The organism is Streptomyces sp. CA-250714, assembly GCF_050936705.1.
GTDB lineage: Bacteria > Actinomycetota > Actinomycetes > Streptomycetales > Streptomycetaceae > Streptomyces.
Genome location: NZ_JBNJMI010000001.1, coordinates 3,526,489 through 3,552,357, shown reverse-complemented (window position 1 = coordinate 3,552,357; position 25,869 = coordinate 3,526,489). Strand labels below are relative to the sequence as shown.

Annotated in this window: 24 protein-coding genes; 17 read left to right on the top strand and 7 right to left on the bottom strand. The window is 71.4% G+C overall.

All coding sequences use genetic code 11. The features are described 5' to 3' along the window. Window positions 1-19: 19 nt before the first annotated feature. From ACQEU8_RS15755 to ACQEU8_RS15745, 3 genes are read right to left on the bottom strand one after another with little or no spacing between them, the layout of a single operon-like run. Window positions 20-1,042: an ABC transporter substrate-binding protein gene (locus tag ACQEU8_RS15755; RefSeq protein WP_433101009.1), complete on the bottom strand. Its 1,023-nt coding sequence runs from the start codon at window positions 1,040-1,042 to the stop codon at window positions 20-22. Window positions 1,043-1,079: 37 nt separating this feature from the next. Further along, window positions 1,080-1,769, bottom strand: a complete 690-nt coding sequence (locus ACQEU8_RS15750; protein ID WP_433101007.1) for an ABC transporter permease — start codon at window positions 1,767-1,769, stop codon at window positions 1,080-1,082. A gap of 5 nt (window positions 1,770-1,774) precedes the next feature. After that, complete coding sequence (locus tag ACQEU8_RS15745) at window positions 1,775-2,536, bottom strand: ABC transporter permease (protein ID WP_433101004.1); 762 nt, start codon at window positions 2,534-2,536, stop codon at window positions 1,775-1,777. A 271-nt stretch (window positions 2,537-2,807) separates the two neighbouring features. On the opposite strand from ACQEU8_RS15745, the gene ACQEU8_RS15740 reads away from it, so the two are divergent. The 3 genes from ACQEU8_RS15740 (at window position 2,808) to ACQEU8_RS15730 (ending at window position 5,184) form a co-directional block, all read left to right on the top strand. Beyond that, complete coding sequence (locus ACQEU8_RS15740; RefSeq protein ID WP_433101002.1) at window positions 2,808-3,989, top strand: ABC transporter ATP-binding protein; 1,182 nt, start codon at window positions 2,808-2,810, stop codon at window positions 3,987-3,989. 263 nt (window positions 3,990-4,252) lie between these two features. Beyond that, complete coding sequence (locus ACQEU8_RS15735) at window positions 4,253-4,774, top strand: cysteine dioxygenase (RefSeq protein ID WP_433101000.1); 522 nt, start codon at window positions 4,253-4,255, stop codon at window positions 4,772-4,774. Further along, window positions 4,771-5,184: a rhodanese-like domain-containing protein gene (locus ACQEU8_RS15730; RefSeq protein WP_433100998.1), complete on the top strand. Its 414-nt coding sequence runs from the start codon at window positions 4,771-4,773 to the stop codon at window positions 5,182-5,184. Before ACQEU8_RS15735 ends, ACQEU8_RS15730 begins: the two co-directional genes overlap by 4 nt. A gap of 245 nt (window positions 5,185-5,429) precedes the next feature. Here the strand turns inward: ACQEU8_RS15730 and ACQEU8_RS15725 are convergent, their stop codons facing one another. Both ACQEU8_RS15725 and ACQEU8_RS15720 read right to left on the bottom strand, forming a co-directional pair. Beyond that, on the bottom strand, window positions 5,430-6,821 hold the full coding sequence (locus tag ACQEU8_RS15725) for a dihydrolipoyl dehydrogenase family protein (protein WP_433100996.1): 1,392 nt from the start codon (window positions 6,819-6,821) through the stop codon (window positions 5,430-5,432). 204 nt (window positions 6,822-7,025) lie between these two features. Then, a complete protein-coding gene (locus ACQEU8_RS15720; RefSeq protein WP_433100994.1) occupies window positions 7,026-8,039 on the bottom strand; it encodes an SAM-dependent methyltransferase in 1,014 nt (337 codons plus the stop codon). Window positions 8,040-8,171: 132 nt separating this feature from the next. Here ACQEU8_RS15720 and ACQEU8_RS15715 point away from each other — a divergent pair, with 132 nt between their 5' ends. Then, on the top strand, window positions 8,172-9,413 hold the full coding sequence (locus tag ACQEU8_RS15715; RefSeq protein WP_433100992.1) for a sensor histidine kinase: 1,242 nt from the start codon (window positions 8,172-8,174) through the stop codon (window positions 9,411-9,413). A 93-nt stretch (window positions 9,414-9,506) separates the two neighbouring features. Then, window positions 9,507-10,184: a response regulator gene (locus tag ACQEU8_RS15710; RefSeq protein WP_433100990.1), complete on the top strand. Its 678-nt coding sequence runs from the start codon at window positions 9,507-9,509 to the stop codon at window positions 10,182-10,184. A 1-nt stretch (window position 10,185) separates the two neighbouring features. Here the strand turns inward: ACQEU8_RS15710 and ACQEU8_RS15705 are convergent, their stop codons facing one another. Continuing rightward, window positions 10,186-11,307: a DUF5937 family protein gene (locus ACQEU8_RS15705; RefSeq protein WP_433100988.1), complete on the bottom strand. Its 1,122-nt coding sequence runs from the start codon at window positions 11,305-11,307 to the stop codon at window positions 10,186-10,188. Between the two features lie 146 nt (window positions 11,308-11,453). Between ACQEU8_RS15705 and ACQEU8_RS15700 the strand changes: the two genes are divergently transcribed. From ACQEU8_RS15700 to ACQEU8_RS15645, 12 genes are all read left to right on the top strand, one after another. Then, complete coding sequence (locus ACQEU8_RS15700; RefSeq protein ID WP_433100986.1) at window positions 11,454-11,678, top strand: hypothetical protein; 225 nt, start codon at window positions 11,454-11,456, stop codon at window positions 11,676-11,678. A gap of 65 nt (window positions 11,679-11,743) precedes the next feature. Further along, window positions 11,744-12,820, top strand: coding sequence for a Rossmann-like and DUF2520 domain-containing protein (locus tag ACQEU8_RS15695; RefSeq protein WP_433100984.1), 1,077 nt, complete (start codon window positions 11,744-11,746; stop codon window positions 12,818-12,820). After that, complete coding sequence (gene panC, locus ACQEU8_RS15690; protein WP_433100982.1) at window positions 12,817-13,680, top strand: pantoate--beta-alanine ligase; 864 nt, start codon at window positions 12,817-12,819, stop codon at window positions 13,678-13,680. Before ACQEU8_RS15695 ends, panC begins: the two co-directional genes overlap by 4 nt. After that, a complete protein-coding gene (locus tag ACQEU8_RS15685) occupies window positions 13,677-15,407 on the top strand; it encodes an L-aspartate oxidase (RefSeq protein WP_433100980.1) in 1,731 nt (576 codons plus the stop codon). The genes panC and ACQEU8_RS15685 overlap by 4 nt, the downstream gene beginning before the upstream one ends. Continuing rightward, window positions 15,404-16,438 carry a carboxylating nicotinate-nucleotide diphosphorylase gene (nadC, locus tag ACQEU8_RS15680; protein ID WP_433100978.1) on the top strand — a complete coding sequence of 345 codons (1,035 nt, stop codon included), beginning with the start codon at window positions 15,404-15,406 and terminating at the stop codon, window positions 16,436-16,438. The genes ACQEU8_RS15685 and nadC overlap by 4 nt, the downstream gene beginning before the upstream one ends. Beyond that, the gene (locus tag ACQEU8_RS15675; protein WP_433100976.1) at window positions 16,438-17,235 is read left to right on the top strand and encodes a type III pantothenate kinase; all 798 of its coding nucleotides are present in this window, start codon (window positions 16,438-16,440) and stop codon (window positions 17,233-17,235) included. The genes nadC and ACQEU8_RS15675 overlap by 1 nt, the downstream gene beginning before the upstream one ends. Before the next feature lie 88 nt (window positions 17,236-17,323). After that, window positions 17,324-18,046 carry a hypothetical protein gene (locus ACQEU8_RS15670; protein ID WP_433100974.1) on the top strand — a complete coding sequence of 241 codons (723 nt, stop codon included), beginning with the start codon at window positions 17,324-17,326 and terminating at the stop codon, window positions 18,044-18,046. Window positions 18,047-18,371: 325 nt separating this feature from the next. Further along, on the top strand, window positions 18,372-18,542 hold the full coding sequence (locus ACQEU8_RS15665) for a hypothetical protein (protein WP_433100972.1): 171 nt from the start codon (window positions 18,372-18,374) through the stop codon (window positions 18,540-18,542). A 69-nt stretch (window positions 18,543-18,611) separates the two neighbouring features. Further along, window positions 18,612-19,022 carry a BlaI/MecI/CopY family transcriptional regulator gene (locus ACQEU8_RS15660; protein WP_433100970.1) on the top strand — a complete coding sequence of 137 codons (411 nt, stop codon included), beginning with the start codon at window positions 18,612-18,614 and terminating at the stop codon, window positions 19,020-19,022. Between the two features lie 9 nt (window positions 19,023-19,031). Then, window positions 19,032-19,556, top strand: a complete 525-nt coding sequence (locus tag ACQEU8_RS15655; RefSeq protein WP_433100968.1) for an amino-acid N-acetyltransferase — start codon at window positions 19,032-19,034, stop codon at window positions 19,554-19,556. A 159-nt stretch (window positions 19,557-19,715) separates the two neighbouring features. Then, a complete protein-coding gene (locus ACQEU8_RS15650) occupies window positions 19,716-20,054 on the top strand; it encodes a histone-like nucleoid-structuring protein Lsr2 (protein WP_433100966.1) in 339 nt (112 codons plus the stop codon). Between the two features lie 597 nt (window positions 20,055-20,651). Further along, window positions 20,652-23,177: an ATP-dependent Clp protease ATP-binding subunit gene (locus tag ACQEU8_RS15645; RefSeq protein ID WP_433100964.1), complete on the top strand. Its 2,526-nt coding sequence runs from the start codon at window positions 20,652-20,654 to the stop codon at window positions 23,175-23,177. A 103-nt stretch (window positions 23,178-23,280) separates the two neighbouring features. Here ACQEU8_RS15645 and ACQEU8_RS15640 read toward each other — a convergent pair whose 3' ends face one another. Next, window positions 23,281-25,866: an NACHT domain-containing protein gene (locus ACQEU8_RS15640; protein WP_433100962.1), complete on the bottom strand. Its 2,586-nt coding sequence runs from the start codon at window positions 25,864-25,866 to the stop codon at window positions 23,281-23,283. Between the last annotated feature and the right edge of the window lie 3 nt (window positions 25,867-25,869).

Sequence of the window (25,869 nt, the reverse complement as noted above, 5' to 3'; positions counted from 1 at the left end):
CGACACCGGACGAACCGTGTCACGCGAGCCCGTTGCTCTTCAGGTACTCCTCGGCCACATCAGCGGGCTTCTCGCGGTCCTGGTCCACCTTGCGGTTGAGCTCGGTCAGGTCCTTGGTGGTGAGGGTGCGGTTGAGCTTGCCGAGCGCCTCGGCGATCTTCTTGCCGCCCGCGTCCTTCGCGTTGACGACCGGCACGATGTTGTCCGCGTTCTGCAGCTTCTTGTCGTCCTTGAGCAGCACCAGATCGAACTGGTCGAGGGTGGCGTCCGTGGTGGTCGTCAGCACGAGCTGGTCCTTGCCGTCCTTGACGGCCTGCTTGGACTGGCTGGTGCCCACCCCCTTGGGGTCGATGCCCTTGACGTCGATCCCGTAGGTCTTCTCCAGACCCGGCCGGCAGAACGGGCGGGTCTCGCACTCGTCGCCCGCCGCGATGGTGACGCGCTGCTTCGACTTGCCCAGGTCGCTGAGGGTCTTGAGGCGGTGCTTCTTGGCGTAGTCCTTGGCGACGGCGAACGCGTTCTGGTCCACCGCCTCGCCCGCCTCCAGCACCTTCAGCCCGCGCGGAGTGGCCAGTTCGCGCAGCGCCGCGACGGTCTTGTCCGTATCGCTGGAGGCGACCGGCTTCGCCTTGGGGCCGTTCTTCTTGGCGTTGAGGAACTCGGCCATCGTCGCCGCGTACTCGGGCACGACGTCGATACGGCCCTTCTCCAGCTCGGGCGCGTACAGCTCGCGGTTCTTGACCTTCTTGACCGTGGTCTTGTAGCCCGCCTTGGACAGCACTCCGGAGTAGAGCTCGGAGAGGATCTGCGACTCGGTGAAACCGGCCGAGCCCACCACCAGGCTGCCCTTGCCGCCGCCCCCGCCGGCGTCCTCCTTCTCCAGGTCGTTGCCCCCGCAGGCGGCCAGCGAGAGCGCCAGCGCGGTGACGGTGCCACCGGCGGCGAGGGCGCGCCGGGTGGCGGTTCTGCGCCGGGTGGGGGTGGCGCCGGGGGTGGCCTCGGCGCCGTGTGCGTGCGGGGTGGTGTGGGAGGGAGCCATCATGCGTCCATTCGTCCAGGTGTCGTTCTTGGTGGGGCCGTCAGGCAGCCGCCGGGCGCCCGGCGGGCCGGCGCCGCATCGGGTCCAGCAGCCGCTCGGCGAGGGTCAGGGTGCGCTCGACCAGCAGCGCCAGTACGGCCACGAGCAGGGCGCCCGCGACCACCTGGGGCGTGTCGTAGTTGCCGAACCCGGCCGTGATCAGCCGGCCGAGGCCGCCGCCTCCCGGCAGCGCGGCGAGCGTGGCGGTGGCGACGAGCTGCACGGCGGCGGTCTGCACCCCGGTCATGATCAGCGGGAGCGCCAGCGGCAGTTCGACCTGGCGCAGCAGCTGCCAGCCCGTCATCCCCATGCCCCGGGCCGCCTCGACGACCTCCCGGTCCGCCTCGCGCACCCCGGTGTAGGCGTTGGTCAGCAGCGGCGGCAGTGCGAACAGCACCAGCGCCACGATCGTCGCCCAGTCGCCGTACTTGCCCAGCGGGCCCATCGACAGCAGCACCAGCACGGCGAAGGTGGGTACGGCGCGGCCCGCGTTGGAGAGATTCACCGCCAGTGCGCCACCCCGACCCACATGGCCGAGCCACAGCGCGAGCGGCAGCGCCAGCGCACAGGACAGCAGCAGGCACACGCCCGTCAGATAGACGTGCTCGCCCAGCCGCTGGAGCACGCCGCCGTCGCCCGCCCAGTGGGAGCCGGTCACAAGCCAGGTCCATACGTCGGTGAGGACGCCCATACCGCTCAGCCCGCCTTCCCCACGAGATCCTGCGCGGAAGCGGCGGACGGGGCCGACGGGACGCGCACGGCGCGCTTGCGGGTGCGCACCCGGGTCCACGGCGTCAGCACCCGCTGGAGCCACAGCAGCAGCAGGTCGGCGACGATCGCCAGCAGGACGCAGATCGCCGAGGCGGTCAGCACCTGCGCCTTGAAGAAGCTCTCCATACCGTCGTAGATGAGGTTGCCCAGCCCGCCGTAGCCGACGATCGCGCCGACCGTGGTCAGCGACACCGCCGTGACCGTCGCGATCCGCACCCCCGCCAGCAGCGCCGGCAGTGCCAGCGGCAGCTCCACCTCGAACAGCAGCCTGCCCGGGCCGTACCCCATGCCCTGCGCGGCCTCCCTGGCCTCGCTGGGCACCGCGTCCAGGCCCGCCAGGATGTTGCGCACCAGCACCGTGAGGGAGTACAGCACCAGGCCCGTCACCACGACGGCGGCCGACAGCCCGAAGACCGGCAGCAGCAGCGCGAACATCGCCAGCGACGGGATCGTGTAGAGCACCGTCGTCACACCCAGGGCCGGGGCGCGGGCCGCCTGCCAGCGCCGGGCCGCCACCGCCAGCGGCAGGGCGAGCAGCAGCGCGACGGCGATGGAGAGCGCGGTGATCCAGATGTGCTCCACGGTCGCGTCGAGCAATTCGCTCTGCCGGGTGCGCAGATACTCCCCGCACAGCCATTCGTTCCGCGCGAGACAGCCCTGTGGGCCGCCTGCCGCCGTGCTGCTCATACCGGTCACCTCCCCGCGCTGTGCGGTTCTCGGACGAAGTCGCGAACTCTCATGCCACGATGACGGCCGACCCTATCCCGGCGGACTGACAATCGGTCCGCAGTGCCGTACCCCCGAAACACACTGTTCATCCTCTGCGCCGAGGATTGTCGGTGGCTCGTGTTTCGGTGTTCGGTACGCCGGAACAGCCGGAGCGGCCACGGACGGCCACAACGGCAAGGGACGGCCGGGATCAGCCGGGACGGGCCGGTCGGAGATGAGGATTGGGCAGATGATTCGCTTCGAGAACGTGGCCAAGCGCTACCCCGACGGCACCGTCGCCGTCGAGGGGCTCTCCTTCGAGGTGGCCGAGGGGGAACTGGTCACCCTCGTCGGGCCGTCGGGCTGCGGCAAGACCACCACCATGAAGATGGTCAACCGGCTCATCGAGCCCACCGAAGGACGCATCCTGGTCGACGGCGAGGACATCGTCGGCGTCGAACCGGTCGAGCTGCGCCGCCGGATGGGCTACGTCATCCAGCAGACGGGGCTCTTCCCGCACCGCACCGTGCTGGACAACACCTCGACCGTGCCGCATCTGCTGGGCTGGTCCAAGGCGCGCAGCCGCGAACGTGCCCGGGAACTGCTGGACCTGGTGGGCCTGGACCCGGACGTCTTCGGTGACCGATACCCCGAGCAGCTCAGCGGCGGCCAGCGGCAGCGCGTCGGGGTGGCCAGGGCGCTGGCCGCCGATCCGCCGGTGCTGCTGATGGACGAACCCTTCGGCGCCGTCGACCCGGTGGTGCGCGAGCACCTCCAGAACGAGTTCCTGCGGCTCCAGTCGCGGCTCCACAAGACAGTGCTGTTCGTCACACACGACATCGAGGAGGCCGTCCGTCTCGGCGACCGTATCGCCGTCTACGGCGAGGGCCGCATCGAGCAGTTCGACTCGCCCGCCACGGTGCTGGGCGCCCCCGCGTCCGACTACGTGGCCGACTTCGTCGGCGCGGACCGCGGGCTGAAGCGGCTGTCCGTCACCCCGATGGAGACCGGCGACCTGGAGCAGCCGCCGACCCTCCACCTGGGCGACCGGCTGGGCGAGGCCGCCGCGCGGATGGCGACCGACGGCGCCCGCTGGGCCGTCGTACTGGACGGCGCGGACGAGCTGCACGGCTGGGTCTCCGCCGCCACCCTCGCCGAGGCCGCGGTACGGGACGCGGACGGCTCGGGCACGGTCGGCGACCACGCGCGGCGCATGGAGGCGTGGCTGCCGCTGGGTTCCTCGCTCAAGCAGGCGTTCAGCACGATGCTGCAGCACGACGCGGGATGGATCGCGGTGCTGGACAAGACCGACCGGTTCGTCGGCGTGCTCACCCCGGCCAAGCTGCACGAGGCGCTGCGGCGGTCCGTCGACGCGGACGCCCGCGCGGTGGCTCGCCAGGACGTCGAACTGGAGACGATCGAGAGCTCGTGAGGCAGCGGTGGGCCGTGCGGCTGCGCCGTTGACAGTGTCCGTACGGTTGTGCTGCACTCCCGGCATGATCGGTACACGCGGCTTGTTCTGGCGGAGGGTCCATCTGGACCTGCTCCGCTACGCGGGCCGCGTGTGTCTGCCGTCCTCTTGATCGCTCGTTCTCGACTCCGCCGTCGGCGCTGACGCGGCCGGCGTGCGTCACGATCACTCACTCCAGGACGGTTCCTGTGTCACTCGCGCCTGCTTCCGCGCACTCGCACTCCGTGTCCGCCACGGGCACGCCCGGCTCATCCGGCCCCACCGAGGCCGAACTCCTCGCGTTCGTACGGCGGATCGCCGCCGACGACGCCCTCGTCGCCTCCCTCCCGCTCGACCCTGAAGGACGCACCTGGCTGCGGCTGGAGGGCCCTGGCGGCAGTGAGGCGTGGCTCATCGGCTGGCCGCCCGGCACCGGCACCGGCTGGCACGACCACGGCGGCTCGCGCGGCGCGTTCACCACCGCGCGCGGCGCCCTGACCGAGCACGCGCTGGCCGCCCGTATCCCCACCGAGGGATGGAAGACGCTGGAGCTGGCCGACGGTGTGGACCGCGAGCGGCAGCTGACGGCGGGCAACGGGCGCGCCTTCGGCCCGCACCATGTGCACGAGGTGCTCAACGTCTCCGACAGCGCCCACGCCGTCTCCGCGCACGCCTACTATCCGCCGCTGCCGATGATGCGCCGCTACAGCCGCACAGGTTTGGTGCTGCGGCTCGAAGAGGTCGAGCGCCCCGGGGAGTGGGCGTGAGCGCCGCGCCGGAGCCCGGGGAGAGCCGGGTCGACGCTCTGCTGGCCGAAGCGCGCAGCGGGCTCACCCGGCTGACGCCCCGACAGGCGGCCGAGGCGCAGCGGGCCGGGGCACTGCTGGTCGACATCCGGTACGCCGCGCTGCGCGAGAGGGACGGCACCATTCCGGGCGCGCTGGTGGTCGAGCGCAACGAGTTGGAGTGGCGGCTGGATCCCACCTGCCCGCACCGGGCGCCCGAGGCGACCAGCGCCGAGTTGCGGGTGGTGGTCGTCTGCAACGAGGGCTATGCCTCCAGTCTGGCCGCCCGCTCGCTGCATGCGCTTGGGTTGGCGCACGCCACCGATCTGGCCGGCGGCTTCCAGGCCTGGCGCGCCGCCGGCTTGCCGGTGACCCCGCCGCGAGAGGGCTGACGCCCTCGCCCCTCGTCCCGCTTGTGGGCGCCTTCCCCCGCTGCGCTTGGGCAGTCTGCTCCCCCAGCCTCCGGCCGGGAGGTGCCCCCAGGGCGCAGGGTGGGCAAGCGCAGCACCGGCCACCGGGCCGCAGACGGAGGGCGCCCACGCTGCGGTGCGGGGTGCGGCCGTCTTGCGGGTGCGGGCCGCTTGTGCCCACCCGTTCCGCCCTGCGGAACGATTGCCCACAAGCGGTGGGATTGCCCTCACTCCGCAGAGAGGGAGTTCAGGGCTTCCAGGACGCTGCGATGGAAGGTGGGGAAGGCGAACATCATGTCCCGCAACGTCGCGGTGGAAACCGCCCCCCGCACGGCGACCGCAAGCCCATACAGCACTTCGCCGCCCATCGGCCCGGCCGCCGTAGCGCCGACCAGAACACCGCGCTCCGCGTCCTCGACGAGCTTGATCAGGCCCTCGTTGCCCGCCTGGTGGATCCAGCCGCGAATACCGGCAGGCACCTGGGCCAGTCCGGTGCGTACGGTCAGCCCGCGCTCGTGCGCCTGCGCCTCGGTCAGCCCGACGGAGCCGATCTCCGGGTCGGTGAAGGTCACATGGAGCACCGCACGGTAGTCGGCGCCGGGCCCGGGCTCGCCCAGCCCCGCCTCGGCGAGGATGGCGCGTACCGCCACATCCGCCTGATACATCGCCACATGTGTGAAAGCGCCCTCGCCCACCAGGTCGCCGACCGCCCACACACCGGGTGCGGCCCGCATGTGCGCGTCCACCGTCACTCGGCGGGCTTCCGCGTCGAGGCCCAGCGCCTCGCGGTCGAGCGCGTCCAGCCGGGGCCGCCGCCCGGTGGCCACCAGCAGCCGCTCGGCGGACAGTTGCTCGCCGTTGTCCAGGGTGAGGGTGAACGTGCCGTTCGCGTAGCGCGCCGCCGTGGCACGCACGTTGGTCCGTACGGTCAGCCCCTCGTCCTCGAACACCCGCAGCAGCAGCTCCCCGGCCTCCGGCTCCTCCGCCGAGACCACCCGATCGGACGCCTCGACGACGGTGACGCGGGTGCCGAACCGGGCGTACGCCTGGGCGAGTTCGACGCCCACCGCACCGCCACCGAGCACCAGCAGCGACGCCGGGGCCTCGGCTGCGGAGACGGCTTCCCGGTTCGTCCAGTACGGCACCTGGTCGAGACCGGAGACGGGCGGCACCGCGGGGCCGCTGCCGGTCGCCAGTACGACGCCGCGCCGCGCGACGAACGTCTCCGGCCCGCTTCCGCCCTCCACCTCGACCCGGCCCTGGCCGGTGAACCTCCCCCGGCCGCGTACGAAGTGGCCGCCCTTGCTCGTGAACCGCTCGACTGCCGCCGCGTCGTCCCAGTCCGCCGTCGCCTCGTCCCGGATCCGCGCGTGAACGGGGGAGAAGTCCGGCTCAACATGGGCGCTGCCCGCCATTTGCGGCACCCGCCGCGCCTCGGCCAGCAGATTGCCCGCCCGCACCATCATCTTGCTGGGCACGCACGCCCAGTACGGGCACTCGCCGCCCAGCAGCTCCGCCTCGACGCCCACCACGTCCAGGCCCGCCTCGGCCAGCCGCCCCGCCACTTCCTCGCCGCCGGGTCCCATCCCCAGCACGACGACATCGCACTCCCGCGCCATGGGCCGCCTCCTCCGCCTCGTCGGCCCCGGCCGACGCCGCGGCCCCCTTCGGGGAGCATACGAGCCTGGGGGCTGCGCCCCGAAGGGGCGCGGGGAACTGCTCCCCCAGCCTCCGGCCGGGAGGTGCCCCCACCAGCCACAACCCACCCGCAGCCTGCAAACGACAGTCAGGGGCAGCCCTTGCCCACAACAAGGTGCGCCGCCCTAACCCGCCCCCCACCCAAAAGCGCACCGCACCTCACACACCAGCCACCCGAATCCGCCCAGCCCGCCCGGATCCAGCAGCTCCGCGGCCTCGCCGGCCGCGCTCAACTCCCGTACATACGCCGCGGGATCGCTGCCGGCCAGCGACAGCGCGGGACGCCGCCCCGTCACCCCCAGGGCGCGCAGCGCCGACCGCTGGGTCAGCAACGTGGTGGCGCCCGGCGCCGCGGCGGCCACCGCGTCCAGGGCGACATGCGAGGTCAGATCGCAGGAGCCGTCCGGTACGGGGCGGCACTCGTGGCCCTCGCGGAAGCCGGTGAGGGTGCCGAAGGGCGGCCGGGCCGCGCGCTCGTGCGCGTAGTCGACGGCGACGGCCACGCCCCGGCGCAGGGCGTTCGCGGCCCGCGCCCACGCGGCGTCGCGCGGATGCCCGATCTCGGCCCGCGCGCCCTCGCCCGCCGCCAGCGGCCACCAGCGCGCCAGCCACGCGGCGTCGTCCCCCGCCACCGGTGGGCCGAGCCGCTCGGTGCCGTCCGGCTCCACCAGAACCAGCCGTGCGGTGCCGGACGCGTCGTTCTCGGCGAGGTCCACGGGCACGTTGTCCAGCCACTCGTTGGCGAACAGCAACCCCGTCAGCGTCCCCGGACCGGGCAGTTCGTGCTGCCAGCCGATCGCCGCGTCCAGCCGCGCGGGCCGGGGACGGCGCTCGACGGCGACCGGACGCAGCCGGGCCACCACATCGGCACCGGCCGCCTCCCGGTCCCACAGCGCGGCGAGCACCCCGGTGAGCAGTTCGCCCTCGCCGGCCCCGACATCCACCAGGTCCAGCTGGTCGGGGTGCCCCAGGGCCTCGTCCACCCGCAGCAGGAGGCGCGCCACCGCCTCGGCGAACAGCGGGGAGGCGTGCACCGAGGTGCGGAAATGCGCGGCGGGCGCCTGACCTGCGTAGAAGCCGCGCGGCCCGTACAGCGCGCGTTCGGTGGCGGTGCGCCACCCGGGCGGCTCGGAGTTCATGGGCCTCACCGTAGGCCGCGTCTCGCCGTCGGTGCGGACCGCCACCCTCCACCTTGCGGAGTACATGCGGCGGCCAGGGATCGGCCGTCCGGTTGACCCCTGCACGTACTCGCCCTGCATACGCTTAGTTACGTGAACCGGCTCTACGACTTCATCCGCAGGCACCCCACCTGGGTGGACAGCCTCTGGGCTGTGTTCCTGCTGATGATGTCGTCGCTGTGGATCGTCGCCGCCGTCACCGCGCCCCCGGATGCCCAGGACCCGGCGCCGCTGCCGCAGGGGACGGGACGGCAGATCGCCATGATCCCGATAGCGCTCGCGCTGAGCCTCGTCGTGGCGCTCCGGCGGCGGGCCCCGGAGAAGATGCTGGTGCTGGCGACGGGTACGGGGCTCGCGCAGGTGATCGCCGATGTCGGCCCGTTCCCCGGCAACTTCGCCTTCCTGGTCATCATCTTCACCGTCGCCTCCCGGCACACCCGCTGGGCCTCCCGCTTCGCCCTGGTGGGCGCGCTGCTGGCGCCCACCATCGACACGCTGCGTTGGCCGGACGGGCCGCGGGATCTGTCGGAGCAGGTCTTCGGCACCCTGTTCATGACGCTGGCCTTCGTGATGGCGTGGGTGCTCGGCGACTCCCTGCGCACCCGCCGCGCCTACTACCTCCAACTGGAGGAGCGCGCCAAACGGCTGGAGAAGGAGCGCGAGGCGCAGGCCAAGGTGGCCGTCGCGGCGGAGCGCGCCCGGATAGCCAGGGAGCTGCACGACGTGGTGGCGCACAACGTCTCCGTGATGATCGTCCAGGCCGACGGCGCCGCCTACGTGCTGGACACCTCGCCCGAGCAGACGCGGGCGGCGCTGGAGACCATCTCCGGCACCGGCCGCCAGGCCCTCGCCGAGATGCGCCGCCTGCTGGGCGTGCTGCGCAGCGGCGACGCCGGCCGACGGGACGGTGACGAGTACGTACCGCAGCCGGGGGTCGACCAGATCGCCGATCTGGTCGAGCAGGTGCGCGGCGCGGGTCTGACGGTGGACTTCAAGGTCGAGGGCACCCCGCACCCGCTGCCCAGCAGCGTCGAGCTGACCGCCTACCGCATCGTTCAGGAGGCGCTGACCAACACGCGCAAGCACGGCGGCCCGGACGTGGGCGCCACGGTGCAGCTGCACTACGGGGACGACGAGCTGTCCGTACTCGCCGAGGACGACGGCCGCGGCGCCCAGCGCGAGCTGTACGAGGAGGGCGGTGCCGACGGCCTCGGGCACGGTCTGATCGGGATGCGCGAGCGGGTGGGCATGGTCGGCGGCGCGCTGGAGGCCGGGCCCCGCTCGGGCGGCGGGTTCCGTATCCGTGCGGCCCTCCCGCTCAAGGGCGCAGACTGAGGCCCGACTTCCGCTCCGCCCTACCGAGCCCTATTGAGCCCTACCGAGCCACCGAGCCCTACCGAGCTACCGAGAAGGACCCGAGGACCCCACATGACCATCCGTGTGATGCTCGTCGACGACCAGGCGCTGCTGCGAACCGGTTTCCGTATGGTGCTGACCGCCCAGCAGGACATGGAGGTCGCGGCGGAGGCGAGCGACGGCGCGGAGGCGCTGGCGGTCCTCCGCGAGACCCCGGTGGACGTGGTGCTGATGGACGTCCGGATGCCGAACGTCGACGGGGTGGAGGCCACCCGCCGGATCTGCGAGGGCGGCGAGGGCGGCCCCGGCGACCCCAAGGTGCTGATACTGACCACCTTCGACCTGGACGAGTACGCCTTCTCCGCGCTCAAGGCCGGGGCCAGCGGTTTCATGCTCAAGGATGTGCCGCCCGGCGATCTGCTGGCCGCCATCCGCGCCGTGCACAGCGGCGACGCGGTCGTGGCACCCAGCACCACCCGGCGGCTGATCGACCGCTTCTCGTCCGTACTGCCCGCCACCGCGTCGGAACCGGTCGCCAAGGAGCTGAGCCGCCTCACCGAGCGCGAGCGCGAGGTCCTCACCCTGATCGCCCAGGGCCTCTCCAACGGCGAGATCGCCGCCCAGCTGGTGCTGTCCGAGGCGACGGTGAAGACCCATGTGGGCCGCATCCTCGCCAAGCTGGGCCTGCGCGACCGGGTGCAGGCGGTTGTGCTGGCGTACGAGACGGGGCTGGTGCGCGCCGGGGGCTAGGTCAGCGCAGCACCGTTTCCAGGAAGTCGCTGCCCAGGCGGCCCACGACCTTCAGGTCGAGCTGGTACTGCACGTACCGCCCGCGACGCCGTGCGGTGATCAGGCCGGCCTTCTTCAGCAGGGCCAGGTGGCGGGAGATCTCCGGGGAGCTGACCCCGGTCTCGTCGGCCAGCTCCGAGGTGGTGTACGGCGCCCGCGCCAGATTGCGGCAAAGCCTCATCCGCATGGGGTGCGCCAGCGCCTCCATCCGCAGCTTGAACTGCTCTACGGACAGCGGCCCCGGCAGTTCCCGCGCCGCCAGCGGATAGTGCACGATGGGCCGCCACCCGTGCCGGTGCAGCACCGACAAATGCGGCCACTGGTGGACTGACGGCACGAAGGTGACCCCGGGCCCGACATCCGGGTCCACGGCAGTGGTGTGGGCGCTGACGAGCTTGTCCACGACGATGACCGAGCCCCGATCGTCCGTCGAGAGCGCCGGTGAGACCGCCTCCAGGGTGGCGGCCAGGCCCCGGCGGCGCAGCAGTTCCGACTTCTGCCGCGCGTCCGCGGTCAGCCGGCCGCGTACCCGGTTCCAGGTGTCGGCGAAGAACGCCTGTTCACAGTCCTCGAACAGGCGCCGTATCCAGGCCCGTACGGTGGGCGGGTCCGTCAGCAGCCGTTCGGTGAACCTCCGCTGCTGCGACCCCCGCGCGGCGGCCAGTTCCACGGCGCGCTCCTGAAGCCCCGCGTCGGACAGCGGCGAGAGCCGGGCCGCGGCGGCGTAGTCCGCACCACAGGTGAACTCCAGGGCTGCGGAGACGAACTGTTCGTCGTCCAGCTTGTCGAGCAGATCCAGTTCGTCGGCGAGCGTCGCGCCCGGCTGTACCGAGGGGTCGCGCAGCCCGGCGAAGCCCAGCAGGATGTCGGAGAACGTCGTACGCCACAGAAAGTCCGCCTCGCACAGCCGGTCGGCGAGGTCCGGCTTGAGGGACGAGTTCGTCGCGGTCGCCCAGGCGTGCGCCCCGGGGTGGTGCCCGGGCTCGGCCAGAGTGTGCAGCGCGGTGCCCAGTTCCGCCAGCGGCGAGGGGGCGAAGACGATGCGCTCCTGCGGCAGCCCCGCTATGTCGATGGTGACGCTCATGTCCCCATACTGCCCCGCTGGTCAAGCGCCATTTTCCGGCTCGGGTTCTTCCCCGATTGACCAGGCTCGTCAATCGAAGCGCGGTGGATTGACGACCCCCGTCAATTCGCGTGCTCCGGGAGGAAACGCGCCGCAGTGTCGTCGTCATGAGCATCAGTGAGCAGTACGCATTGGACATCTGGCGGCTCCGCTCCCAGGAGCAGGCACCGCCCCCGGCACCCGGCGCCCACGAGGCGAAGCTCCTGCGGGCGTGGTGGGTGGCCCGCAAGGAAGCACGGCAGGAGCTCGGCCACCCGGCGCGAAAGGAGCTCGGCCGCCCCGCGCGGGAGAGCGCGCCCCGCACTCTCCGGCGCCGTGCGCGGAGGGCTTAGCATGGCGTGGTCTCGTCCGGTACCGGCGACTGAGCGGACCGGAACGCATACGGAAGGCCACTTTCGTGAACGCACACCATGCCCACCCCCCGGGCGGCACAGGGGGTCCCGATCCGTCGACCCCGGCCAGGGCCGAGGACCGCCCGGCGCGGCTGTCCGTCGGCGTCGTCGGCGCGGGCCGGGTCGGCCCTGCGCTGGCGGCGGCGCTGCGGCTGGCCGGGCACCGTCCGGTCGCGGCCTCCGGCGTCTCGGACGCCTCCCGGCGGCGCGCGGCCGAGCTGCTGCCCGGCGTTCCGCTGGTTGACCCGGCGGAGGTGCTGGCCCGCTCCGAGCTGGTCCTGCTGACGGTGCCCGACGACGCCCTGCCGGACCTGGTGTCCGGGCTGGCGCAGACCGGCGCCGTCCGTCCCGGGCAGCTGGTGGTGCACACCTCGGGCCGGTTCGGCACCTCGGTGCTGGAGCCCGCACTGCGCGCGGGGGCGCTGCCCCTCGCGCTGCACCCGGTGATGACGTTCACCGGCACCGCTGTGGACGTACAGCGGCTGGCCGGGTGCGCGTTCGGGGTGACGGCACCCGAGGAGCTGCGGCTGGCGGCCGAGGCCCTGGTCATCGAGATGGGCGGCGAGCCGGAGTGGGTCGCGGAGGAGGCCCGCCCGCTCTATCACGCGGCCCTCGCCATCGGCGCCAACCACCTGGTGACCCTCGTCAACCAGTCGATGGATCTGCTGCGCGCCACCGGTGTGCAGGCCCCCGACCGGATGCTCGGCCCGCTGCTCGGCGCTGCCCTGGACAACGCCCTGCGCTCCGGCGACGCCGCGCTGACCGGCCCGGTGGCCAGGGGCGACGCGGGCACCGTGGCCGCACACGTCGCCGAGCTGCGCCGCAGCGCACCGGAGACGGTGGCCGCCTACCTGGCGATGGCCCGTGCGACCGCCGACCGAGCGCTCGCCCACGGCCTGCTCAGGCCGGAGCCCGCCGAGGCCCTGCTGGACGTGCTCGCGGCTGCCGACACCCCACGCGGCACCCGCCCTGACGACCATCCCTCCGACCGCCGCGACGATGACGGTGCCGACGGCGACGACGGCAACGGCGCCCGCAGGGACAGGCCGGACAGCGACGGTGACGGGGAGGCCGGCGCATGACCCCGCGAGTCGTCGCCACGGCCGCCGAGTTGCGCTCCTTCCCGCGCGGCCCTGAACGCGCCGTCGTCATGACCATGGGCGCCCTGCACGAGGGCCACGCCGCGCTGGTACGTGCGGCGCGCGAGCGGGTGGGTCCCGAGGGCCAGGTCGTGGTCACCGTCTTCGTCAACCCGCTCCAGTTCGGCGCCGGCGAGGACCTGGACCGCTATCCGCGCACCCTGGACGCCGATCTGGAGGTCGCCGGCAAGGAGGGCGCGGACGTGGTCTTCGCACCGTCCGTGGCCGAGGTCTACCCGGGCGGCGAGCCGCAGGTACGGATCTCCGCGGGCCCGATGGGCGCCGTACTGGAGGGCGCCTTCCGCCCCGGGCACTTCGACGGGGTGCTCACCGTCGTCGCCAAGCTGCTCCATCTCACGGCGCCCGATGTGGCGTTCTTCGGTCAGAAGGACGCCCAGCAGCTCGCCCTCGTCCGCCGTATGGTGCGGGACCTGAACTTCCCCGTGGAGATCGTCGCCGTCCCCACCGTCCGCGAGGAGGACGGCCTCGCCCTCTCCAGCCGTAACCGCTATCTGAGCGGCGCCGAGCGCGCCAGCGGTCTCGCGCTCTCCCGCGCCCTGCGCGCGGGCGAACAGGCCGTGCCGCGGGGCCCCGAGGCAGCTCTGCGCGCCGCCCGGCAGGTGCTGGAGTCCGCCGCCGAGCAGGGTCTCGACGTGGACTACGTCGCCCTGGTCGACCCCGGGAGCTTCGCCGAGATCACCGACGACGCGTGGCAGGGCGACGCCGTCCTCGCCGTCGCGGCCCGCGCGGGCACGACCCGGCTGATCGACAACGTTCCACTGCATTTCGGAGAAGCGCGATGACCGCCCTGAGCCGCACCCCCGCACCCGTCGGCCCCGGGATAGCCGGCAGCGCGCTGCCCGCACCCCCGCCGGGCTGGACCCTCGATGCGGACGTGGTCGTCGTCGGCTCCGGTGTCGCCGGGCTGACGGCCGCACTGCGCTGCGCGGCCGGGGGCGCCCGTACCGTCGTGGTCACCAAGGCCCGGCTGAACGCCGGATCGACCCGGTGGGCCCAGGGCGGCATCGCGGCGGCGCTGGACGAGGGCGACACCCCCGAACAGCACCTGGACGACACCCTGGTGGCCGGTGCCGGACTGTGTGACGAGAACGCGGTGCGCACCATGGTCACCGAGGGCCCCGCGGCCGTACGGCGGCTCATCGAGGCGGGCGCCGGCTTCGACCTCTCCGACACCGGCGAGATCGCGCTGACCCGCGAAGGTGGCCACCACCGCGACCGCATCGCACACGCGGGCGGCGACGCGACAGGCGCCGAGATCTCCCGCGCCCTGGTCGACGCCGTACGCGAACAGGGCATCCGCACCATCGAGAACGCCCTCGTCCTCGACCTGCTCAAGGACGCCGAGGGCCACACAGCGGGCGTCACCCTGCACGTCATGGGCGAGGGCCGGCACGACGGTGTCGGCGCCGTCCGCGCGCCCGCCGTCGTGCTGGCCACCGGCGGCATGGGCCAGGTGTTCGCCGCGACGACCAATCCGGCCGTCTCCACCGGCGACGGTGTCGCCCTCGCGCTGCGTGCCGGTGCCGAGGTCTCCGACCTGGAGTTCGTCCAGTTCCACCCGACGGTGCTCTACCTCGGCCCCGACGCGGAGGGCCAGCAGCCGCTGATCTCCGAGGCGGTACGCGGAGAGGGCGCCCACCTGGTGGACGCCGCGGGAGTCCGCTTCATGCTGGGCGCCCACCCCCTCGCCGAGCTGGCGCCGCGCGACATCGTCGCCAAGGGCATCATGCGGCACGCCGCCGAGCAGGGCACCGACCACATGTACCTGGACGCCCGGCACTTCGGCGCCGCCATGTGGGAGCGCCGCTTCCCCACCATCCTGGCCGCCTGCCGCGCCCACGGCATCGACCCGGTGACACAGCCGATCCCGGTCGCCCCCGCAGCGCACTACGCCAGCGGCGGCATCCGCACCGATCTGACCGGCCGCACCACGGTCCCCGGCCTGTACGCCTGTGGTGAGGCCGCCTGCACCGGGGTCCACGGTGCCAACCGCCTGGCCTCCAACAGCCTGTTGGAGGGCCTGGTGTTCGCGGAGCGGATCGCGGAGTCCGTCGTCGCCGGGGGGCAGTCGGAGCCCGGCCCCGTGGTCGACAGCGGCGGCGCAGCGGCAACTCTCCTCCCCGCCACCGCCCGCACCCGCATCCAGCACATCATGACGGCGGGTGCCGGAGTCCTCCGCAGCGCCAACTCCCTCTCCTCGGCAGCGGACCGACTGGCGGCCCTCGCCACCACGGCAGCCGAAAAGCACCCCGAACCGGGCGTCGACACCTGGGAGACGACCAACCTCCACCTCGTCGCACAGGTCCTGGTGGCAGCAGCGCTGCACCGCGAGGAGACACGAGGCTGCCACTGGCGGGAGGATTTCCCGGACCGCGACGACGAGAAGTGGCGCCGCCACATCATCGTCACCGTCGACAGCGCGGCGCGGCCCAGCGCCCCATTCACCCTCCGTACGACCGAGACGACCGCCTTCCCCGCGGTCGTCGCCCCGCCCAAGGAGCAACAGTGACCGACGACCTCCCCCTCCTCCAGATCGGCAGGGGTCCCTCGGCGCCGTCCGAGGAGGGCGGCTGCGGCGACGGCTGCGGCTGCGCGTCCGGGCCGGGGCCGGACGACCTCGACCCGCTGGAGTGCGGCCTGGACCCGGATCTGGCCCAGCTGCTGAGCGAGGCGGGCCTCGACCCGGTGCAGGTCGAGGACATCGCGCATCTGGCCGTCGAAGAGGACCTCGACCGCGGCGTGGACGTCACCAGTGTCGCCACCATCCCGGAAGACGCCTTCGCCACGGGCGACTTCACGGCCCGCGAGGCGGGCACCGTCGCGGGCCTCCGCGTCGCCGAGGCCGTCCTCTCCGTCGTCTGCACGGACGAGTTCGAGGTCGAGCGGCACGCGCTGGACGGCGACCGGGTCGAGGCGGGCCAGCGGCTGCTGACCGTCCGCACCCGCACCCGCGATCTGCTCACCGCCGAGCGCAGCGCGCTCAACCTGCTGTGCCACCTGTCCGGCATCGCGACCGCGACCCGCGCCTGGTCCGACGCGCTGGAGGGGACGAAGGCGCGGGTGCGCGACACCCGTAAGACGACGCCGGGGCTGCGGGCACTGGAGAAGTTCGCGGTGCGCTGCGGCGGCGGCGTCAACCACCGGATGTCGCTGTCGGACGCGGCGCTCATCAAGGACAACCACGTCATCGCGGCGGGTGGGGTCGCCGAGGCGTTCGCGCGGGTGCGTGCCGAGTTCCCCGACATCCCGATCGAGGTGGAGGTCGACAGCCTGGACCAGATTCCGCCGGTGCTCGACCAGGGCGCGGATCTGCTGCTGCTGGACAACTTCACACCGGGTATGACCGCCGAGGCGGTCACCCTGGTCGCCGGCCGGGCGCGGCTGGAGTCCTCCGGGCGCCTCACCCTGGCCAACGCGGCCGAATACGCGGCCACCGGCGTCGACTTCCTCGCCGTCGGTGCGCTCACCCACTCGGCGCCGGTCCTCGATATCGGCCTGGACCTGCGCGAAGACCCTGAGCTGCGAGAGGAGCAGCCCTGATGCTGCTCACCATCGATGTGGGCAACACCCACACCGTGCTGGGCCTGTTCGACGGCGAGGAGATCGTCGAGCACTGGCGCATCGCGACGGAGGCCCGCCGTACCGCGGACGAACTGGCCGTGCTGCTGCACGGTTTGATGGGCATGCACCCGCTGCTCGGCGAGGAGCTGGGCGACAACATCGAGGGCATCGCCATCTGTTCGACCGTCCCCTCCGTACTGCACGAGCTGCGCGAGGTGACCCGGCGCTACTACGGCGACATTCCGGCGGTGCTGGTCGAGCCCGGGGTCAAGACGGGCGTGCCGATCCTGATGGACAACCCGAAAGAGGTCGGCGCGGACCGCATCATCAACGCCCTGGCCGCGGTCGAGCTGTACGGCGGCCCGTGCGTGGTGGTCGACTTCGGTACGGCCACCACATTCGACGCGGTCTCGGGGCGCGGCGAGTACGTCGGTGGCGTGATCGCCCCCGGTATCGAGATCTCCGTCGACGCGCTGGGTGCGCGAGGCGCACAGCTCCGCAAGATCGAGATCGCCCGGCCGCGGAGCGTCATCGGGAAGAACACCGTCGAGGCGATGCAGTCGGGCATCATCTACGGCTTCGCGGGCCAGGTGGACGGCGTCGTCCACCGGATGGCCGCCGAGCTGGCGGACGATCCGGAGGACGTCACCGTCATCGCGACCGGCGGCCTCGCCCCCATGGTGCTGGGCGAGTCCTCGGTGATCGACGAGCACGAGCCCTGGCTCACGCTGATCGGCCTGCGGCTGGTGTACGAACGCAACGTCGACCGCGGCTAGCGAGGAATTCCGTCAGCGTGGCCGACGTCGCCACGCCGTGAATCGGGCGATAAGCACATTTAGCTCTTACACCCTCTATCGTCGCCTCATGCCCACGCCATACGGTTCCCGAGGCGGCGTGGCGTTCGGCCCGCACGAGCTGCGTGTGCTCAGCGGTGCTCTCGCCATCGCCCTCCAGTCCGACCCCGCGCCCGAGTCGGCCCGGGAGTATCTGCGGCTCGCCCAGGCCGTGGACGAGACGATCCGTGAGGGCGCCCGACTGCGCTCCTTCGTACGGGCGGACCTGGCCCGCTACCGCGCCGCGCTACCGGGTGCCGCCGCCGGCTACCTGGATCACCTGGAGGCGGGCCTCGCCACCGGGTACCTCCCCGTCCCCGCCGATCTGTCCGCGCTGCGCATCCTGTGCACGTACCCGGCGAGCCCGCACGAGACGGCCCGCCGCAAGGCGCTGCTCCGGCGCGCCCAGGCGGCCCGCATCCCCCAGGTCCGCCACCCCCTGGACGACGGGCCCGCCGCCCCCATCCGTATCCCCGCTGTACGTTCGGCCGAGGAGGGCGACCAGGGGGACGAAGGGCCCGAGCCGTCGCCGAAGCGCGAGGGGAAGCCGTCCCCCGGCCCCGCGAAGCCCGGCCCCGCCAAGCGCCCCGGCTCCCCTGAGCCCACCCCGCCCTCGCGACCCGTCCCCACCCCCGCCGAGGTCTTCCCACCCCGCCGCCGCCAACCCCCACCCTCCCCACCCTCCGAGCCCCCCGCAGAACCCGACACGGAGCAATCAACCCCCGCCGCCCACCACGTCGCCCTCCCGGTCTGACGCACTCGGCAGCCCGCGCCTGCACGCGGAGGGGAGGCGCGCCCCGTCAGGGGCGCGGGGCTGTGTTCATGTGCGGCTCCGCCGCGTGGGCGCGACCAGCCACGACGAAATCCGCAGTCCGCGTGTGCCGGACAGGGGCACCCTCTCCCCGGAAATCAGAAGGGCCCCGGGGCGAAGCCCCGGAATTCTGTCCGCCGGAACGGCGGCGAACCCACACAAGGGCCGGCGGAGAAGAGCCGACAGCCACCCACACCACGAGGGTCGCCCGCCCGGCGCAAGGGCCTGGCGTTAGTCTGGGGAGCCCGTTCACCGAGGAGGCCCAGTCATGGACTACGTCGCCGCACTCACCCCACCGCTCGTGATGGCGGTGGCATTCACGGCGCTCATCGTGACGATCGTCAAGACCCAGGGCGGCGCGAACAAGGCCAAGGAAGACGGAATCGTGGACGCCGCCATGGCACGTGCCGAGGCGACCAGGCAGAAGCGCCGGAGCTGAACGCCGACCGACCCCGCCCGCCTTCCGGGTAATTCCCTCGATTCGGACATTTTCCACTATTATTCTTCTGTGCCGAGGCCATTGGGAGAGCTGGAAGACGCCGTGATGACCCGGGTATGGCGCTGGAACCGCCCGGTCACTGTGCGGGAAGTCCTCGAAGATCTCCAGAAGGAACGCACCGTCGCCTACACGACGGTGATGACCGTAATGGACAACCTCCGCCAGAAGGGCTGGCTGCGGCGGGATCAAGAAGGCCGCGCCTATCGATATGCCGCTGTCTCCACCCGGGCCGCATACTCCGCTGCTCTCATGCACGAGGCATGGTCGGCCAGTGACAACCCCGCCGCCGCTCTTGTCGACTTCTTCGGGATGATGTCCCCGGAACAGGTCGATGTGCTCCGCACCGCCTTGCGCGTCGTACATCTGAACGGTGTGCATCTCGATCCCCCCGCTGCGGGCGGCGAGGGCGAGGCTCGATAGCGTCCGTTCATGGCAGAACGCGCACCGCTATCCCAGGTCACCATCCGCAGGGCACGTACGGCCGATGTCCCGGCGGTGCGCCGCCTCATCGACGCCTACTCACGTGACCGGATCCTGCTCGACAAAGCCACCGTGACGCTTTACGAGGACATCCAGGAGTTCTGGGTGGCGGAACGGGATGCGGACGCGGAAGTTGTCGGCTGCGGCGCCCTGCACGTCATGTGGGAAGATCTCGCGGAGGTTCGGACCCTGGCCGTTGACCCTTCCCAGCGCGGAACGGGAGTCGGTCATCTGCTGCTGGAGAAGCTGCTGCGCACCGCCCGCTGGATCGGGGTACGGCGCATTTTCTGTCTCACCTTCGAAGTGGACTTCTTCGCCAAGCACGGCTTCACGGAGATCGGCGAGACGCCGGTCGACGGGGATGTCTACAGCGAGCTGCTGCGTTCCCCCGACGAGGGCGTAGCGGAGTTCCTCGGTCTCGAACGAGTGAAGCCCAACACCTTGGGTAACAGTCGCATGCTGCTGCATCTGTGAACCGGCGGCGGGCCGCCGCCACTATGTCCGAAACATCCCGCCAATCCCAGCGGAGCCGCCCGGCAAACTCAGCACAGGGTTTGTGTTTCTCCGAAAAAAGCGGTTTGCTTTCCACGTCGGTATCTGTAATCCGTTATCCAGGATGAATGGGAGTAGCAGGTGGCACAGAAGGTTCAGGTTCTTCTTGTCGACGACCTCGACGGCGGCGAGGCGGACGAGACGGTGACGTTCGCGCTGGACGGTAAGTCCTACGAGATCGACCTCACCACCGCTAATGCGGACAAGCTCCGTTCCGCTCTGGAGCCCTATCTGAAGAACGGCCGGCGTACCGGTGGCCGTTCCGCGCGCGGAAAGGGGAGCCGCTCCGGCTCCGGTTCCGGCAGCAGCCAGGACACCGCGAAGATCCGCGCGTGGGCGAAGGAGCAGGGTTACGAGGTCAATGACCGCGGTCGCGTTCCGGCCAGCATTCGCGAGGCGTACGAGAAGGCCAACGGCTGACGCATTCCGGCTCACCGGTCGACCCTGATCCGATGGCCGTCCCGGTTCGGGAGGCCCCCGTGCGGTGGCCTCCCAAGGGACCACCGGCCCGGTCACCGCGGGACCGGGACCCGGCATTTTCAACGCCAGCTTTGTCACGCTCTGTTGAGATTCGTCACGTAACGTGCTCGCTTTACGGCGCTTCCGGAGAAGATGCCCGCCTGTTCGCCCTCAGCGGATGTGGGCCCCTGTATCGGCTCGATGCCGCATGGATTGTCACACCGAGCGGGTAAGAAGGCTCTGACAGCCAGGAAGCCCCAGGTGGCAAGGGCGGAGCGGGGGTGCTGAATGACAGGCGCTGCCGCAAGGCAAACGCGTCGGTGCGGGGGTGTTCGCCTTCGGCGTAGTGGATCCAGGTGAATACGCCTGGCCTGCGGGAACATCGTCTCGCACCATCGGGTTGGAACTGTTGTCGGCTGTCCGGGGCAGGAGGCGCATGATCGACTGGGCTGGCGTCGGCAGTTGGAATGAGCGGTCCCCCGTTGCGGGACTAAGCTGCGGAAGGACAGCGAGGGGAGCGTCCCCTCACTGCCTGACCGCTCTGAGGAGCGATTAACGATGTTCGAGAGGTTCACCGACCGCGCGCGGCGGGTTGTCGTCCTGGCTCAGGAAGAAGCCCGGATGCTCAACCACAACTACATCGGCACCGAGCACATCCTTCTGGGCCTGATCCACGAGGGTGAGGGTGTCGCCGCTAAGGCACTGGAGAGCCTCGGGATCTCGCTTGAGGCTGTCCGCCAGCAGGTGGAGGAGATCATCGGACAGGGCCAGCAGGCGCCGTCCGGCCACATCCCCTTCACTCCTCGTGCCAAGAAGGTGCTGGAGCTTTCGCTCCGCGAGGCCCTTCAGCTCGGCCACAACTACATCGGTACCGAGCACATCCTGCTGGGTCTGATCCGCGAGGGCGAGGGCGTCGCCGCCCAGGTCCTCGTGAAGCTGGGCGCTGACCTGAACCGGGTCCGCCAGCAGGTCATCCAGCTCCTGTCCGGTTACTCCGGTGGCAAGGAAGCCGCCACGGCCGGCGGACCCGCCGAGGGCACGCCGTCCACCTCGCTCGTGCTGGACCAGTTCGGCCGCAACCTCACGCAGGCTGCCCGCGAGTCCAAGCTCGACCCGGTCATCGGGCGCGAGAAGGAGATCGAGCGGGTCATGCAGGTCCTGTCCCGCCGTACGAAGAACAACCCCGTGCTCATCGGTGAGCCCGGCGTCGGCAAGACCGCCGTGGTCGAGGGGCTGGCGCAGGCCATCGTCAAGGGCGAGGTGCCCGAGACCCTCAAGGACAAGCACCTCTACACCCTCGACCTGGGCGCGCTGGTCGCCGGCTCCCGCTACCGCGGTGACTTCGAGGAGCGCCTGAAGAAGGTGCTCAAGGAGATCCGTACGCGCGGCGACATCATCCTGTTCATCGACGAGCTGCACACCCTGGTCGGCGCGGGCGCCGCTGAGGGCGCCATCGACGCGGCGAGCATCCTCAAGCCGATGCTGGCCCGCGGCGAGCTGCAGACCATCGGTGCCACGACGCTGGACGAGTACCGCAAGTACCTGGAGAAGGACGCGGCCCTCGAGCGCCGCTTCCAGCCCATCCAGGTCGCGGAGCCGTCGCTGCCGCACACCATCGAGATCCTCAAGGGCCTGCGCGACCGGTACGAGGCGCACCACCGCGTCTCCATCACCGACGCGGCCCTGGTCGGCGCGGCCACGCTGGCCGACCGCTACATCTCGGACCGCTACCTGCCCGACAAGGCCATCGACCTGATCGACGAGGCCGGCTCCCGGATGCGCATCCGCCGGATGACCGCGCCGCCGGACCTGCGCGAGTTCGACGAGAAGATCGCGAACGTGCGCCGGGACAAGGAGTCAGCGATCGACTCGCAGGACTTCGAGAAGGCCGCCTCCCTCCGGGACACGGAGAAGCAGCTGCTGGCCGAGAAGGCCAAGCGGGAGAAGGAGTGGAAGGCCGGCGACATGGATGTCGTCGCCGAGGTGGACGAGGAGCTGATCGCCGAGGTCCTCGCCACCGCCACCGGCATCCCGGTCTTCAAGCTCACCGAGGAGGAGTCCAGCAGGCTCCTGCGCATGGAGGACGAGCTGCACAAGCGCGTCATCGGCCAGGAGGACGCCATCAAGGCGCTCTCCCAGGCGATCCGGCGCACCCGTGCGGGTCTGAAGGACCCGAAGCGGCCCGGTGGCTCGTTCATCTTCGCCGGCCCCTCCGGTGTGGGTAAGACGGAGCTGTCCAAGACGCTGGCCGAGTTCCTGTTCGGGGACGAGGAAGCGCTGATCTCCCTCGACATGTCGGAGTTCGGCGAGAAGCACACCGTCTCGCGGCTCTTCGGCTCCCCGCCCGGCTACGTCGGCTACGAGGAGGGCGGCCAGCTCACCGAGAAGGTGCGCCGCAAGCCGTTCTCCGTCGTCCTCTTCGACGAGGTCGAGAAGGCACACCCGGACATCTTCAACTCGCTGCTGCAGATCCTGGAGGACGGTCGGCTGACCGACTCCCAGGGCCGGGTCGTGGACTTCAAGAACACGGTCATCATCATGACGACCAACCTCGGCACCCGGGACATCTCCAAGGGCTTCAACCTCGGCTTCGCCGGCCAGGGTGACGTCCGTGCGGGATACGACCGGATGAAGGCGAAGGTCAACGACGAGCTGAAGCAGCACTTCCGGCCCGAGTTTCTGAACCGTGTCGACGACACCGTCGTCTTCCACCAGCTGACGCAGGACGACATCATCCGCATCGTCGACCTGATGATCACGCAGGTGGACGAGCGGCTGAAGGACCGCGACATGGGCATCGAGCTCAGCACCGAGGCCAAGGAGCTGCTCGCCAAGAAGGGCTACGACCCCGTGATGGGTGCCCGGCCGCTGCGCCGGACCATCCAGCGCGAGATCGAGGACGTGCTGTCGGAGAAGATCCTCTTCGGCGATCTGCGCCCCGGTCACATCGTGGTCGTGGACACCGAGGGCGAGGGCGAAGCCAAGAGCTTCACCTTCCGCGGTGAGGAGAAGTCCGCCCTTCCGGACGCACCTCCGGTGGAGTCCGCCGCAGGCGGCGGCCCCAACCTGAGCAAGGAGGCGTGACCGGCCCGGCGGCCTGAGCGCCCGAACACCAAGTGGGACCGACCCGTTCCGGGTCGGTCCCACTTGCGTTCCGGTGTCCTGTCTTCCGGCGTCCTCGGGGGCCCTACGACAGGATGCGGATGCCGTCCGGCACCCCGTTCACCCGCGGCAGCCGGGGATTCACGCGCAGGGTCGTCAGCTGGGGAAAGGCGGCTAGCCAGTCCATGGGTACGCCGAGATCGTAGGCGAGCCACAGATGGGTGAGCTGTTCGTGAACCAGCCCCTCCAGCAGTTCGTCGGGGGTGAACGGCCCGACGATCTGCACGCGTGCCCTCCCGCCCAGCTTCCGCAGCGCGGCCAGCTCGAACCGGTCGGAGACCGGGAAGTACAGCCCCTCGGGATCGAGGTGGGCGATGATCTCGTCGGCGTACCGATCGGTGTCGAAGTTCCGCCACCCCCGCGCCAGCTCGGCGCGCAGCTCCAGTGAGGCCCGGTTCCGCAGCTGGGCGAGATAGTGGATGGCCGCGTCGTCGTTGATGCGGGTGACGGTCACCGCGAGGCGGTGGGCCTCCTTGTCCGAGACGCCGGCGGGATCGGGCAGCATCTCCAGCACGATGGGCCCCACCCAGCCCAGGCTGCGGGCCCCCTCGATGGTGGTCGGCCGCACCATGTTGCGGGTCTCGCGCCGGATGCGGGCGTGGGTGTCCGGGTCGAGCTCCGTCACATGCTCCAGACAGGCGGCTGCCAACAGCCGCCGCCGGTTGCGCTGCATGCCCTTGCGGCCCGGCGCCAGCAGCCCGCCCAGCAGCCGTGCGCACTCGGCGGGCCGCGCGTGCGCGACGGCCATCCGGATGACCTCCTCCCACTCCGCCTCGTGCGCATGGTCGAGCAGCATGTCGAAGGCGCCCTGCTCGACGGCCTCCTTGGCGGCCAGATAGTCCTGCACCGTACGGTGCACGAACTCGACGGAGCGGTCGGACTGTTCGCGCAGCAGCCCGGTGCGCAGCAGCAGATGGTTGAAGATGTCCTCCGGCTGCCCCTGGCCTGCGGTGGAGGGGATGGCGGGGAGGCTGCGGGATATCTCCTCCAGCGCCTCGTCCATGGTCAACTCAGCGCGCCGGTCGACCAGCATCCGGTAGGCCAGCTTGCGCAGCAGCCGCTCACGGGCGCCCCGGCGCAGCTTGACCGCGTCGGCGTACAGCACCCGTCGCTCGGGGTCGCGGCGCTGGAGGAGCATCTCCATCGCGGCCTCGTACAGCTCCTTGCGGCCCTGCGGCAGTGAGCCCGAACGGTCGCGGTTCAGCGCGCAGATCAGGCCGCACATCAGCGGGTTGGTGGCCAGCCCGCGCAGCTCCCGGTAGAGGGGGATGGAGGACAGCAGCTGGTCGCGGTACTCGGCGAGCTGCTGGTGGTCCTTGCCCTCGTCGTCGGCGGCTGCCGTGTGCCAGGCGGTGATGAAGGCGGCGACCTGGTCGCGGGTCATCGGGGCCAGCGCGAGCTCATCGAAGCCCTCGTCCGCCAGCCAATTCGGTTCGACGGCCGAGGGACGCGCGGTGACCAGGCAGAAGTTGCCCGAGTAGATCCGCATCAGCCGACGCAACTGATCCCGCAGCGCCGCCCGTTCCGACTCCGGCACCTCGTCTATGCCGTCGACCAGCAGCAGCCCGCGCTCCTCGTTGAGGACCCGCGCCACCCAGCCGTCGGGCGCCTCGTCCGCGAGCGGGTGGCGTACGGCCCGCAGGAAGTTGTCCGGCGAGGGGAAGCCCTCGCGCGCGAAGCGGCGTACGGGCAGGATGAGGGGGATCCGGCCGCGCAGCGACGTCAGTTCGGACGGCAGCACATCGCGCGCCGTGGAGACGGCGAGCCACTGCACCAGTGTCGTCTTTCCGGAGCCGGCGACACCGCGCAGCAGTACCCGTTCGTGTCCGCCCAGTGCCCGGTCGGCGGGCAGCACAGGCTCGCCGCTGCCCCCGTCGCCGGCCGCCTCCCGCCGCTCCGGGCTGGAGAACTCGGCGCTGAGACTGAGATAGGTGGCGTCCAGCGACCAGCTGTCCGGGGTGTTGGGGTTCGGCAGATCGATGCCGTAGATGGTCACGCGGTTGTACTGCTCGGCAATGGAACGGGCGTAGCGCACCTCGAACTCGGCGTCCACAGCGGACGGCTCCGGACGGCCCCGTACGGCCTCCACATCGTTCAGGTCGATCAATTGCCGTATCCGGTGGGCGCGTTCCGGCATCCGGTCCGCGAGGACGGGCGAGCGGCGGATCAGCTGGTGCAGCAGATGCAGACAGACGGTGACCAGCAACCGGTCGTGGAACCAGGCCGCCTCCGGGCTCAGCTCCCGGTCCGCACCGGGCACCGCGGAGCGCAGCCTACGCGCGAAGTCCTGCGGGCCCAGCCGGACGGCCTGCACATCCGTGGTGTCCAGCTCACCGGTGATCCACAGCGTACGGGAGAGCACGGCGGCGACGGGCGCCTCGTCCCCGGGCGGCAGCCGGTAGGCGGGCGCTGTGAGGCCCACCAGCTCCTGGGCGAGTGACAGCAGCGACTCGTACGACAGCGGTGGGCTCTCCCCGCGGAACGAGACGAGCCGCGCCAGCAGCTCCTCCTCGTCGGCCCGCGCCCTGTCGGGCGTGGCCTCCACGGGCAGCAGCAGCTGGCAGACGAGCGGATCGGCGACGCTCGAGGCGAGCCGGACGGCGGGGTCCATACG

Excerpts from the sequence above, each read along its gene's own strand:
- ACQEU8_RS15755 (WP_433101009.1), bottom strand. The coding sequence starts at position 1,042 with ATGATGGCTCCCTCCCACACCACCCCGCACGCACACGGCGCCGAGGCC.
- ACQEU8_RS15750 (WP_433101007.1), bottom strand. The coding sequence starts at position 1,769 with ATGGGCGTCCTCACCGACGTATGGACCTGGCTTGTGACCGGCTCCCAC.
- ACQEU8_RS15745 (WP_433101004.1), bottom strand. The coding sequence starts at position 2,536 with ATGAGCAGCACGGCGGCAGGCGGCCCACAGGGCTGTCTCGCGCGGAAC.
- ACQEU8_RS15740 (WP_433101002.1), top strand. The coding sequence starts at position 2,808 with ATGATTCGCTTCGAGAACGTGGCCAAGCGCTACCCCGACGGCACCGTC.
- ACQEU8_RS15725 (WP_433100996.1), bottom strand. The coding sequence starts at position 6,821 with ATGGCGCGGGAGTGCGATGTCGTCGTGCTGGGGATGGGACCCGGCGGC.
- ACQEU8_RS15720 (WP_433100994.1), bottom strand. The coding sequence starts at position 8,039 with ATGAACTCCGAGCCGCCCGGGTGGCGCACCGCCACCGAACGCGCGCTG.
- ACQEU8_RS15710 (WP_433100990.1), top strand. The coding sequence starts at position 9,507 with ATGACCATCCGTGTGATGCTCGTCGACGACCAGGCGCTGCTGCGAACC.
- ACQEU8_RS15705 (WP_433100988.1), bottom strand. The coding sequence starts at position 11,307 with ATGAGCGTCACCATCGACATAGCGGGGCTGCCGCAGGAGCGCATCGTC.
- ACQEU8_RS15700 (WP_433100986.1), top strand. The coding sequence starts at position 11,454 with ATGAGCATCAGTGAGCAGTACGCATTGGACATCTGGCGGCTCCGCTCC.
- panC (WP_433100982.1), top strand. The coding sequence starts at position 12,817 with ATGACCCCGCGAGTCGTCGCCACGGCCGCCGAGTTGCGCTCCTTCCCG.
- ACQEU8_RS15685 (WP_433100980.1), top strand. The coding sequence starts at position 13,677 with ATGACCGCCCTGAGCCGCACCCCCGCACCCGTCGGCCCCGGGATAGCC.
- ACQEU8_RS15675 (WP_433100976.1), top strand. The coding sequence starts at position 16,438 with ATGCTGCTCACCATCGATGTGGGCAACACCCACACCGTGCTGGGCCTG.
- ACQEU8_RS15670 (WP_433100974.1), top strand. The coding sequence starts at position 17,324 with ATGCCCACGCCATACGGTTCCCGAGGCGGCGTGGCGTTCGGCCCGCAC.
- ACQEU8_RS15665 (WP_433100972.1), top strand. The coding sequence starts at position 18,372 with ATGGACTACGTCGCCGCACTCACCCCACCGCTCGTGATGGCGGTGGCA.
- ACQEU8_RS15655 (WP_433100968.1), top strand. The coding sequence starts at position 19,032 with ATGGCAGAACGCGCACCGCTATCCCAGGTCACCATCCGCAGGGCACGT.
- ACQEU8_RS15645 (WP_433100964.1), top strand. The coding sequence starts at position 20,652 with ATGTTCGAGAGGTTCACCGACCGCGCGCGGCGGGTTGTCGTCCTGGCT.
- ACQEU8_RS15640 (WP_433100962.1), bottom strand. The coding sequence starts at position 25,866 with ATGGACCCCGCCGTCCGGCTCGCCTCGAGCGTCGCCGATCCGCTCGTC.